The organism is Lederbergia sp. B243.17, from assembly GCF_057657925.1.
On record NZ_JBWBKF010000046.1, the window covers coordinates 23734 to 34623 of the forward strand.

The window sequence follows — 10890 nt, forward strand, 5'->3', positions numbered from 1 at the left end:
TTCGGCTATATCTTCATATATTATTAATAAACCTTTGAATACGTTTCGTCGCTTCCTGCAGATGTTCCATCGAAGAAGCATAGGAACAACGGATATTGCCTTCGCCGCTTTCGCCAAATACGTTTCCCGGCACGACCGCTACCTTTTCGGTGACCAACAGCTGTTCCGCAAACTCTTGGGAACTTAATCCTGTTGACTCTATCGAAGGAAAAGCGTAAAACGCGCCGCCTGGGTGATGACAGCTTAAGCCCATGTCGTTAAACGATGTCACGATAAAATTGCGGCGTTGGCGATAGGTTTTTCTCATTTCATCAACGCTGGATCTCCCGTTCCTTAATCCTTCCAACGCAGCATACTGCGCCATCGTAGGGGCACACATAATCGTGTATTGATGCAGCTTTAACATGCCTTCTGTTATTTCTTCAGGGGCACAAACAAATCCTAAACGCCAACCGGTCATCGCAAAGCCTTTTGAAAAGCCATTTAATACGATCGTTCGCTTTCGCATTCCTTTTACTGAGGCAAAGCTTGTATACTCTTCATCGTAAACAAGTTCCGCATAAATCTCATCAGAAAGAACGAGTAAATCATGGCGCTCGCAAAGTACCGCGATTTCTTCCAGTTCTGCCTTTGTAAGCAAAGAACCTGTTGGATTGTTAGGTGAACAAATCATCATCGCTTTTGTTTTGTCTGTAATCACTGCTTCTAATTGACTCGGCAAGATTTTAAAATCATTTTCTTTCAGTGCTTGAACCGTGATCGGTACGCCTCCAGCCATTGTTACGAGGGGGGCGTACGATACGAAGCAAGGCTCGACGACAATCACTTCGTCTCCCGGATCAAGTATCGCCCGCAAGGCAATATCGATTGCCTGGCTCGCACCAACGGTTACAATAATTTCCCTTTGGGGTGAGTAGGTAACCGAAAAATATTTTTCCATATATGACGAGATTTCTTCTCTTAATTCGAGTAGTCCCGCATTGGCTGTGTAAGAAGTAAAGCCTTGTTCTAATGATGAAATGGCTGCTTCCCTGACGTTCCAAGGAGTTACAAAGTCGGGTTCTCCTACTCCAAGAGAAATAACACCTTCCATACCAGCAGCCAAATCAAAAAAGCGCCGGATGCCAGAAGGCTGTAATTGTTCTACATGGCTTGCCAGGTATGTCTTTGTCTTTGTTTTTTCCATTACGGTGATACCACTATTCTTTTGTCATCATCATTTCGTTCATACAAGATCCCATCATGTTTATACTTTTTCAGTAGAAAATGAGTGGTTGTTGAAAGAACGGAATCGAGAGTAGAGAGTTTATTGGATACAAAAGTAGCGACTTCGTTCATGGAACGGCCTTCAATCACGACAGATAAATCATAGGCACCGGACATTAAATATACCGATTTCACTTCTTTAAAGCGGTAAATTCGTTCAGCAACCGAATTGAAGCCTGCGCCTTTTGATGGTGTCACTTTGACATCAATCATCGCGGTAACCCCTTCATGACCTTCCACTTTTGACCAATCTACGAGTGAAACATAGCGGATCAAAATGTTTAATTCTTCCAGTCTTTGGATGGTGTCGCTCACTTCTTCGACACTTAACCCAACCATTTTCGCAATATCTTCATTGGAAAAGCGAGCATTCGTTTCTAAAATTTCTACGATTTCAATTTCCTTCGCTGTCAAATTCATTCGCTTTCTTCCTTTCAATTAAGCTTTCAAAGGCTTCTTCGCAATCTTTGGATTGAGCCTTATGAAAAGCAGAAGCTTCATTTTCTAATATAACAGAAAAGATAACAATCTTCGCAGTTAAAAGTAAAAAAAAGCTGTTTTCGTTTATAATGTTGCTTTTTGACATTTTGGCGAAATAAAATTATGATTTGTCAGACAGTTATTTAAAATGAAGATGAAAGAGGTAAATGCGTTGAAAAAAGCAATAACAATCGGTTTATTTTTTGTTCTTACTATACTTACAGGATGTAATTCAAACAGTTTAAGCGATGCTGAGTTTATTAACCTTACCCCAGCCGAAATTAAAATGGATAAAATTACTTATTTAATGACTGATGAAATGTTAAATGCTGACGGTGTTGAAGAGCAAATAGGGAAGGTGACTAAAACACAGGAGATTGTCTCCTATTCTGAAGAGCAAAATCCATATAATAATCCGAGTGGAATTTTTAAGGTAAAGGATATAAGTGTCGAAAAGGCCATTGCCATTAAAGTTAACGACAAACTATATATGGCAAAGATTGATGAATAGTCAATGATCTACGCAGGGGCAGATTGGCGACTGAAGAAATAAGAGTCAAATCTGTAAACATATCATTTAAGGAGGGATGGAAGTGAAGGATCAGCTAAACCTGTCTGAAAAAATAAAAATCCGTCCGCTGCAAGTCGAGGATTTCGAATCAGTTTTGTTATGGAGCAAGGACGATACGTTTTGTTCAGCAAATGGGTGGAAGTTAAATAGAAAGCCGGATGACCTTTTCAGATGGTGGCTCAACTGTGAGAGCAAAGATACTGAAGATTTTATCCGGTTAGGCATCGAATATGATGGCCGGTTGATCGGGTACGCAGATATTGCGTGCATACTCCATCATACCGCTGAATTCGGGATTGCGATTGGTGAGCCTAGATTATGGGGGAAAGGTATTGGATCCTATGCTGCTTTAAGTGTAATGAAACACGCCACAAACAATTTGGGTATTTCTACTTTCAATGCGGAAACACATGAAACCAATACCCGTTCAAGAAAAATGCTGGAAAAGCTAGGGTTTGTAGAAATGAGCAGACAGGGGAGCGAGGAATACTTAGGCATGGATAGCCAACTCATTCAATATAGACTACTTGTTACGGAGAAAGCTTAGTTATTTAGGACTATCTTCCCCAAATCGACATATCCTCTTTTGTCTCCCATTCCAAATCTGCATTTTCGATCGTCTCAAAGATGGGATTCCACCCGTCCGTATCGTACTTTCTGCCATGGATATACAAGGAATAACGGTCAAAATTGATATGTTCCAGCTTAGTATTGGACTTTATTGTCAGTTTGTTGTTTGGAGGAAGTTCCCGAAATTCTTGTGCAAGCTTTGTAATAGGAAAATCCGTATAGATTAATCGATTGATCAGTTCGGGGTCTTTAATCCGGACATAATCCCTTTTATGAACTAAGGGTGATTCGACATCAATATCTAAGTAGATGATTTTATCATTTTTGATTCCCATTTCATCAAGAAGCTCCCAGTATGTGGTTTTTTGGTTCAAGAATTTCCGCGCGAAAAGCAAAACGATCACAATTATAATAACCGCGACAATCAGCTGCTTTGCCCATCCCTTTTTCTCCATTGACTCATCCCCCATTGGTAATCCTTTGTAGCTTTTCTTCTCTCAGTATACCAACTTGATGAGAATGATGGAGTATCCTTTTACTTATTTTTCTAAAAAATACAAAGAAGCCCTGTTGTATACAGGGCTGTTGTTGAAACTTATCTAGTTGCCCACCGGCACATTCCTAAAGATCTCTTCAAATATCCCAATGGTCTGATCAATCTGCCTCTTGGTCGTGGAAGGGCCGAAGGAGAGCCGGATCAGTTCTTTTGCCTCCTGTTCGGTTTTACCGGTCGCAAGCATTGTGCGGGAGGGCTGCTGTTTGCCGATTTGGCAGGCGCTGCCGGTCGAGATGGCGAGGCCGTGGCGGTTGCATTCAAGCAGCAGGTATTGGCCTTGGATGCCTGAAAACCGCAATCCGAGAATTTGGGGCAAACGTTCTTTCGGATGTCCCTCGATTGAGAACGCCATGTGATTGAGTCCGGATAGCAGTTGATCCCGGAGTGTTTCATACGTATTCAAGGAAGCGGTCATGTTTTCTGCTGCTGCCTGAGCGGCCTCCGTAAAGGAAACGATGGCGGGTACATTTACTGTACCTGGCCGGAAGCCCTTTTCATGTGAAGTGCGAGGGAGCTGCTGAATCCATTGTACGGAAGGGTTTATATAGCAGGCGCCGACTCCTTTAGGCCCGCCGATTTTATGGCTGGAGATGGCCAGACTGTCAATTGCGGCCGCTTTAACATCGACCGGGATCTTGCCGAAGGTCTGGACACAATCGCTATGAAAGAGGATCCCATTCTTTTGAAGAATCCTGCTGATTTTTTCGACAGGCTGGATAGTTCCGATTTCCGGGTTTGCATGCTGGAACGCCGCAAGCACGGTATCAGGCCGGATGGACGCCTCCAATTCTTCGATTTTGATCTGTCCGTAGCGGTCAACAGGGACATAGGTGACGTCATAGCCTTCCGTTTCAAGTTGCTTACAGAGATGGTAGACGGAGGAATGCTCCATTTCTGTTGTTAATATATGCTGGCCTCGTTTGTGGTTTCCTTCAAGAATCGAGCGGATGGCGAGCGCATTAGACTCTGTCCCGCCGCTAGTAAAATAGACGCCTTCCGCCTCTCCGTTCAGAAGAGAGGCGATTTCTCCCCGGCAAATATCGAGCACATGAGCTGCCTCTGATCCGATATCATGGAGGCTGCTTGGATTTCCAAAGAACCGTTCATTCGCCTCTAAAAAAACGGACAGCGCTTCCTTTGTCATCGGTGCTGTCGCCGCATAGTCCAAATAAATCATGCTTTGCCACTCCCTCAGTTGAGAATAAAAGTTTACAAGTGTCTTGTCACAAGTATTATTATATGGCATGATAGTGTGGAAGAAAAGAAGATAGCAAAAATGGTGTGAAAACCACCGAAAGAGCGGGGGAGTGCATTTGCCTGAGAAAAGAGTGATTATCATCGGCTGCGGCTTGGCAGCAATGGCAGCAGCCGAACAATTAAGTGCGGAAACAAACGTGATTATTTTCACAAAGTCTGCATTCGAGAAAAGTCATTCGATGCTAGCCCAAGGAGGCATCTCTGTCTCTCTCGCCGATAACGACCACTGGCAGCTCCATTCCCGCGATACGATGGAGGCGGGCTGCTGGCATAACAATGGGGAAGCTGTCGAGCAGCTTGTCAGGATGGGGCCGGTTTACATAAAAGAACGGATCGCCAAAGGGATGGAATTTGACAGAAATGAGGAGTCCCAGCTCTGTTTCGGCAGGGAAGGGGCGCACTCTCGTGACCGGATATTGCATGCTGGCGGCGACGCGACAGGCCGGGGATTGATGGCACATTATGTGGCGGCGATCGATCGGAAAGTAACACTTTTTGAACATGTGGCAGTAATTGATTTGATTGTAGAAGAAGGTCGGTGCACTGGTGTTTTAACAAAAGACAAAGAGGGACGTGTTCGTGCTTATTTCGCTTCTCATACCATTCTAGCTTCCGGCGGGGCTAGCGGGCTTTTCACCAGTTCATCCGGGCATGACTCGATTTCCGGTGACGGCCTTGCCATTGCTTACCGGGCGGGGACAGAGCTTGCAGATTTAGAATTCTTTCAGTTCCATCCGACATTGCTTCGAGTGAACGGAAAAGGTTGCGGCCTTGTGTCGGAGGCGGTGAGGGGGGAAGGTGCGAGACTGGTGACACCCAATGGAAAACCCATGATGTCCGGTATCCACCGGCTTGGCGATCTAGCTCCACGCGATATTGTGTCGAGAGCAATTTTCAAAGCAATGATGGGGGGCGAGGAAGTCTTCCTCGATATTTCCATGATTGAGAACTTTTCCGAACGTTTTCCGACGGTCAGCGGCTTATGTAAAAGATTTAATGTTGATCTTTCAGCGGAGAAAATACCGGTCATTCCCGGGGCACATTTTTTAATGGGCGGGGTGAAGACCGATCTCCATGGCCGAACTTCAGTTCAAGGGTTGTATGCAGTTGGAGAAGTCGCCTGTACCGGTGTCCATGGAGCGAACCGGCTTGCTAGCAATTCACTGTTGGAGGCAATTGTGTTTGGGACTGCAGCAGCAGAAAGCATTCTTCAGGACGATGCAGTTTGGCATGGCCAGGCTGAAAGAGATTTCGAGCAGTATGAAATCGGTTATGTTCCTGGGGCTCCGGCGAAAGAGGAAATACGATCTGTCATGAGTGAACATGTCGGCATCGTCCGTACGAAAGAAGGTCTCGATGAGGCTGTTTCCTGGTTCGAGGAGAAGCTTGGCATTTTTGCTGGCATCAGCCCAATAAGCCTCGGGATGGATAATGTAGAGGTCTTGAATATGTTGACCTCGGGATGGCTGATCGCAAGCTCCGCAAGGCTGCGAGATGAAAGCCGTGGCGGGCACTTCCGTCTCGATTTCCCGGAAGCCGATGATGCCAAATGGCGGGCTGTACCGATTATCAGAAAGAATAAAAGCCAAGCGAGAGTAAGGGAGCTGAGTGTATGAACTTGATGTTGGCGAAGGAACAGATAAAGCAATTTCTACTGGAGGACATGGGAACGGGAGATTTGACAAGTGAGTCGATTTTCCCTGAGGATACAATCGGCCGTGCGACCGTAGTTGCGAAAGGGGCGGGAGTGGTCGCGGGGATTGACTGTATCGGCCTCGTCTATTCGGTCCTTGATCAAACGGTGAATGTCGAGCTTTTCAAACGGGACGGGGACGAAGTGGCAGAAGGGGAGCCGATTGCTGTCCTTACCGGTCCGATGGGCACATTGCTGACAGGGGAAAGGCTGATGCTGAACCTGCTTCAGCGGATGAGCGGGATTGCGACAATGACCCGCCAGGCAGTCACGCTTCTCGGCAAAAGCCGGACGAAATTATGCGCAACGCGGAAGACAACACCTGGACTCCGGCTGTTTGAAAAATACGCGATCACATGCGGAGGCGGATATCCTCATCGCTATGGATTGTATGATGGAGTGATGTTCAAGGATAACCATATTGCTTTTTGCGGTTCAATCCGGGAGGCGGTAGAGCGCGCCCGGGAAAAGACCGGGCATATGGTGAAAATCGAAGTGGAGATCGAGACGGAAGAACAGCTTCGGGAAGCGATTGAGGCAAAAGCGGACATCATCATGTTTGACAATCGTACACCTGAGGAGATCCGCAGCTGGCTGCCACTTGTTCCGGACCGGATTATTACCGAAGCGTCCGGCGGGATTACACTCGAAAGCCTGCCGGACTACCGGGATTGCGGAGTCGATTATATTTCATTGGGCTTTTTAACCCATTCCGTCAAAGCGTTGGACATCAGTTTGCAAATTGATGAAGGGGGTATGTTGCGATGAGGGTTTTGGATCTTGTAAGAGAGCAACCGAAAACACTGCCGGAGCAGTATAAGACGATGAGTGTAGCCGAGATGGAGCAGCGGGTCTGGAAGGTGAAGGAGAAGATGGGAAGCCGGCTTTTCATCCCGTGCCACCATTATCAGAAGGATGAAGTGGTCCAATTCGCTGATGCAGTCGGAGACTCGCTGCAGCTGGCCCAGTTGTCGGCAGAGAACAAAGAAGCGGAAGTGATCGTGTTTTGCGGCGTGCATTTCATGGCGGAATCCGCGGATATGCTGACGACGGACAAACAGCGCGTTCTCCTTCCAGATTTACGAGCCGGCTGTTCGCTCGCGGATATGGCCGACATCCGGCAGACCGAGCGATGCTGGGACGTCATGCAAGAAACGTTCGGAGACACCGTACTGCCGCTCACCTATGTGAATTCGACAGCGGCAATCAAAGCGTTTGTAGGCAAAAGAGGTGGTGCTACGGTCACCTCCTCGAATGCCGCGAAAATGATTCAATGGGCATTCACGCAAAAAGAGAGGCTGTTGTTTTTGCCGGATCAGCATCTTGGGCGCAATATTTGCCACGATCTTGGGATTCCGCTGGAAGACATGGCAGTCTGGGATCCGATCGGCAACCGTTTTGTGTTTGACGGTGATCCGGCGGACGCAAAAGTGATCCTCTGGAAAGGGCATTGCTCTGTCCATCAAAACTTTACTGTCGCCAATATTGAAAAACTCCGAAAGGGAAAACCGGAGATGAAGATCATCGTCCACCCGGAATGCCCATATGAAACGGTTGCGGCATCGGATATGAGCGGCTCCACCAACTTCATCGTGGAGACGATTGAAAATGCTCCGGCTGGAAGCCAGTGGGCAATCGGCACGGAAATGAACCTCGTCATGCGCCTAAAAGCACAGCATCCGGACAAGGAAATTGTCTCTTTGAATCCGCATCTTTGCCCATGCATGACGATGAACCGGATTACCTTGCCGCATTTGCTCTGGTCCCTCGAATCGATTGAAACAGAGGAATACATCCATACGATCCGCGTTGAGAAGGAAGTCGCAGAACCTGCGGTGCTGGCGTTGGACCGGATGTTGGAGCGAGTTTGACTGAAGAAAAAGCGCTTTTTACACGGCGCTTTTTTTTGTGCGCGAAAATGTTTATAATATTTTGAGTTATTTTACAAGAGCTGGATTTTTCTATGTATAATGGAAGTATGGGCAGCAAGGAGATGACAGACAAATCTACGGTCAGGAGCATCTTGTGGATGAAAGTGAAGAAAAGTTAAGTATAGTGCTCTCACTCATAAATAGAAAACATGACAGCGGGACGGATTGGCATTCCTTCAAATCATCTACATACGGTTGCTGATAGAACAAATGCGAACAAAAAAACAAAAGGGGATTCATGAACAAGGGCCACATGATAAGGAAGAGGGGGCTTAGGGATATGAAACGAATCGTATTACTTGCCTTAATGGTCATGGTTTGCAGCATGATAACGGGGTGCAGTGTAAATAAGGAAGCCATAACGCAAATGAAAATGGAAAAAGCAAATGACGATGTAAAAAACTTCATTGGATATGTGGAAAATGAAATAAAGCAGAAAGGAAATGGTATTTATACATTTACCGATCGTAAAGGACAGAGCTATATATATCTAAATCAAGATTTTTTGGAGGAGGGTAGAGGGTATGGGGATATGGACATTAAAACTGAAGGCAATTCCATTAATATTTACCTGAGCGACAATTCGATTCCTCCTAAGGAATCAGACGAATACAGATTATATAGATTCAATGTTGCAGGGGAATACGAGTTCCTGAAAGTTTTTAAAAATGGCGAGGAAACGTACTTTCAAGTTTCAGGGGGGTAATGGAGACGGTTCTGGAATCGGTCTATGGTTGTTAAAAGTGAAGACTATGGAGGGCACATGAAAAAGAAAAATGTTACGGCTTTCTTAATTGGAATTATCCTCATCGCCGTCATCGTTTCATTAAAATTATTTAATGATGGACGGGAGAGAAATGTAGCCGATCTGATCAATTATAAACCGGCTGATTTTTACTCTTTTGGTTTTACTCAAAATCTGAGTGAGGTTCCTGAAGATAAAGGCTTCGAATGGTTTACAGAAAACCAGGAACCTGTTAATGAACTGATGGCATTTTTAAGCCAATATAGAGTAAAAAAGATAGCAGAAAAAGAGTTTAACAACGGGGAGCTGGATCGGCTTTTCGAATTTACGATAAGCCATTCGAAAGCCAATCCAGCGATTGTGATGGTCTATGAAAACCGGGTTCATATTCTCACTGGGAAGTTCTATCAGGTCTTGAACGGGCCTATTGATATCAACTGGGTCAAACAATATAACGACAAATACAAAGAATTGTATGTCAAGTAATTTTAAAAAGTTTGCCAGAGAAATAGAAACAGCTGATAGAATCAGCGTGTTGCAAAAAATTCATGAGGGGTGCACGATGTCTGAAGTAAAACGAACATCTTCTGCTGTCTATACGGCAGGTCGGGAGAAAGGGAAGTGGACTCCGCTAAGCGGAGGATTCCATAATGAAGTATTTCATCAAGTTGAGCGGAATGAAGTCATCCGACTTTCTGCTCCGATGAAGATGAGAGAAAGTGTGTGCGAGGAACGGGACTGGATGACATTTTTGGCCGCTAATGGCGTTCCGTTGCCGAACGTTCATCTTGTGGAAGAAATGGATAATGGAAGAGTAGTAACTGTTTTTGATTATATTAAAGGCGAGGCCATCAATGTGACGGACCCTGCGCACTGGAATAACGCCACGTATGAAGAGATGGGGCAGATTGCAGGCAGAATGCATGCTTTATCGAAAAAGTATGGGGAAAAAGCGGTTCTGCGTCCCTGTTGGTCAGTGGATGAGCCGGATGTATTTTCCGTACGGGATTTGTTGCCTGTATGGGCGCGCGACAAATATGATCTTTGGATGAAGAGGTTGGCTTCCTTTGAAAGGACACCCGACATATTTGGATTAATCCATAATGATTATCATCAAGGGAATCTGCTTGCAACAGACAGCGGGCTTGTCGTCATCGACTTTGACGATTGTGCGTATAATTGGTTTGCGCAAGATATTGCGGTTTGCTTTTACCATGCCTACTGGCAGCATGATTCATTTAATGGGGAGACGGATGTGTTCGTCAAAACATTTCTAAACCATTTTATGAGTGGTTATCGGCGTGAACAACCAATCGATCCATCACTGATTAAGCAGATCCCGATCTTTCTAAAATTGCGGGAAATGTATTTGTACTCGATATTTATCCGCTCATGGAATAAGGATACGATGGAGGAGTGGCAGCATTTTACGTTGCGTGATTTAGAGGAGAAAATACAAAACGAGGTTCCATATGCCGGCATTGAGGATTTTGCATCACTTTGGAACTGAAACCAACAAACTTGTCCCTTTTGGACCAGCTATCCAAAAGGGGTATTATGCTTTCGAAAAACCGCCCGCTCAGCTACCGCTGCATAGCATTAACAAACGCCATACCTTTCCTTCTCCCTCTGATAACCGCCGAGCTCAAAGAGGAAGTCAAAAATAAAAAAGAGGTGGCAATATAAAGTGGTACCTGTAGGTAGGACACTCGAAAAAAAGAGTGTTCAACCTGCAGGTGCTTTTTATATACTTGAAATTAAGAATATGGGATTAGGGGATAACATGAGCAAAGTAACTTTTTCGTCCGAACAGGTAAGTGC

General features: G+C 45.4%; 12 protein-coding genes. 8 read left to right on the forward strand and 4 right to left on the reverse strand.

Going from position 1 to position 10890, the window contains the following annotated elements; translation table 11 throughout:
• Nucleotides 1–13 precede the first annotated feature (13 nt).
• Nucleotides 14–1186, reverse strand: a complete 1173-nt coding sequence (locus tag AC0TWI_RS09080) for an aminotransferase (protein ID WP_488126024.1) — start codon at nucleotides 1184–1186, stop codon at nucleotides 14–16.
• Nucleotides 1186–1686, reverse strand: coding sequence for an Lrp/AsnC family transcriptional regulator (locus AC0TWI_RS09085; protein WP_488126025.1), 501 nt, complete (start codon nucleotides 1684–1686; stop codon nucleotides 1186–1188). Before AC0TWI_RS09085 ends, AC0TWI_RS09080 begins: the two co-directional genes overlap by 1 nt.
• Before the next feature lie 232 nt (nucleotides 1687–1918).
• Between AC0TWI_RS09085 and AC0TWI_RS09090 the strand changes: the two genes are divergently transcribed.
• Entirely contained in the window at nucleotides 1919–2257 is a 339-nt protein-coding gene (locus AC0TWI_RS09090) for a hypothetical protein (RefSeq protein WP_488126026.1), read from the forward strand.
• Between the two features lie 82 nt (nucleotides 2258–2339).
• The gene (locus AC0TWI_RS09095) at nucleotides 2340–2864 is read left to right on the forward strand and encodes a GNAT family N-acetyltransferase (protein ID WP_488126027.1); all 525 of its coding nucleotides are present in this window, start codon (nucleotides 2340–2342) and stop codon (nucleotides 2862–2864) included.
• A 10-nt stretch (nucleotides 2865–2874) separates the two neighbouring features.
• On the opposite strand, the gene AC0TWI_RS09100 is transcribed toward AC0TWI_RS09095, so the two are convergent.
• Together AC0TWI_RS09100 and AC0TWI_RS09105 are read right to left on the reverse strand one after the other, a co-directional pair.
• Nucleotides 2875–3342, reverse strand: coding sequence for a hypothetical protein (locus tag AC0TWI_RS09100; protein ID WP_488126028.1), 468 nt, complete (start codon nucleotides 3340–3342; stop codon nucleotides 2875–2877).
• A gap of 144 nt (nucleotides 3343–3486) precedes the next feature.
• Nucleotides 3487–4620, reverse strand: coding sequence for an IscS subfamily cysteine desulfurase (locus AC0TWI_RS09105; protein WP_488126029.1), 1134 nt, complete (start codon nucleotides 4618–4620; stop codon nucleotides 3487–3489).
• 130 nt (nucleotides 4621–4750) lie between these two features.
• Here AC0TWI_RS09105 and nadB point away from each other — a divergent pair, with 130 nt between their 5' ends.
• The 6 genes from nadB to AC0TWI_RS09135 all read left to right on the forward strand — a co-directional run bounded on the left by nadB (nucleotide 4751) and on the right by AC0TWI_RS09135 (nucleotide 10579).
• Nucleotides 4751–6316 (forward strand): L-aspartate oxidase, encoded by a 1566-nt coding sequence (gene nadB / locus AC0TWI_RS09110; protein ID WP_488126030.1) that lies wholly within the window; start codon nucleotides 4751–4753, stop codon nucleotides 6314–6316.
• The gene (nadC, locus tag AC0TWI_RS09115) at nucleotides 6313–7161 is read left to right on the forward strand and encodes a carboxylating nicotinate-nucleotide diphosphorylase (protein ID WP_488126031.1); all 849 of its coding nucleotides are present in this window, start codon (nucleotides 6313–6315) and stop codon (nucleotides 7159–7161) included. The genes nadB and nadC overlap by 4 nt, the downstream gene beginning before the upstream one ends.
• A complete protein-coding gene (gene nadA / locus AC0TWI_RS09120; RefSeq protein WP_488126032.1) occupies nucleotides 7158–8264 on the forward strand; it encodes a quinolinate synthase NadA in 1107 nt (368 codons plus the stop codon). Before nadC ends, nadA begins: the two co-directional genes overlap by 4 nt.
• A 340-nt stretch (nucleotides 8265–8604) precedes the next feature.
• A complete protein-coding gene (locus AC0TWI_RS09125; protein ID WP_488126033.1) occupies nucleotides 8605–9030 on the forward strand; it encodes a hypothetical protein in 426 nt (141 codons plus the stop codon).
• Between the two features lie 57 nt (nucleotides 9031–9087).
• The gene (locus AC0TWI_RS09130) at nucleotides 9088–9555 is read left to right on the forward strand and encodes a hypothetical protein (RefSeq protein ID WP_488126034.1); all 468 of its coding nucleotides are present in this window, start codon (nucleotides 9088–9090) and stop codon (nucleotides 9553–9555) included.
• Between the two features lie 76 nt (nucleotides 9556–9631).
• Nucleotides 9632–10579, forward strand: coding sequence for a phosphotransferase enzyme family protein (locus AC0TWI_RS09135; protein ID WP_488126035.1), 948 nt, complete (start codon nucleotides 9632–9634; stop codon nucleotides 10577–10579).
• Nucleotides 10580–10890: the final 311 nt, after the last annotated feature.

Coding starts and splice junctions, on each gene's coding strand:
- AC0TWI_RS09080 (WP_488126024.1), bottom strand. CDS start 1,186: ATGGAAAAAACAAAGACAAAGACATACCTGGCAAGCCATGTAGAACAA.
- AC0TWI_RS09085 (WP_488126025.1), bottom strand. CDS start 1,686: ATGAATTTGACAGCGAAGGAAATTGAAATCGTAGAAATTTTAGAAACG.
- AC0TWI_RS09100 (WP_488126028.1), bottom strand. CDS start 3,342: ATGGAGAAAAAGGGATGGGCAAAGCAGCTGATTGTCGCGGTTATTATA.
- AC0TWI_RS09105 (WP_488126029.1), bottom strand. CDS start 4,620: ATGATTTATTTGGACTATGCGGCGACAGCACCGATGACAAAGGAAGCG.
- nadC (WP_488126031.1), top strand. CDS start 6,313: ATGAACTTGATGTTGGCGAAGGAACAGATAAAGCAATTTCTACTGGAG.
- nadA (WP_488126032.1), top strand. CDS start 7,158: ATGAGGGTTTTGGATCTTGTAAGAGAGCAACCGAAAACACTGCCGGAG.
- AC0TWI_RS09125 (WP_488126033.1), top strand. CDS start 8,605: ATGAAACGAATCGTATTACTTGCCTTAATGGTCATGGTTTGCAGCATG.
- AC0TWI_RS09130 (WP_488126034.1), top strand. CDS start 9,088: ATGAAAAAGAAAAATGTTACGGCTTTCTTAATTGGAATTATCCTCATC.
- AC0TWI_RS09135 (WP_488126035.1), top strand. CDS start 9,632: ATGTCTGAAGTAAAACGAACATCTTCTGCTGTCTATACGGCAGGTCGG.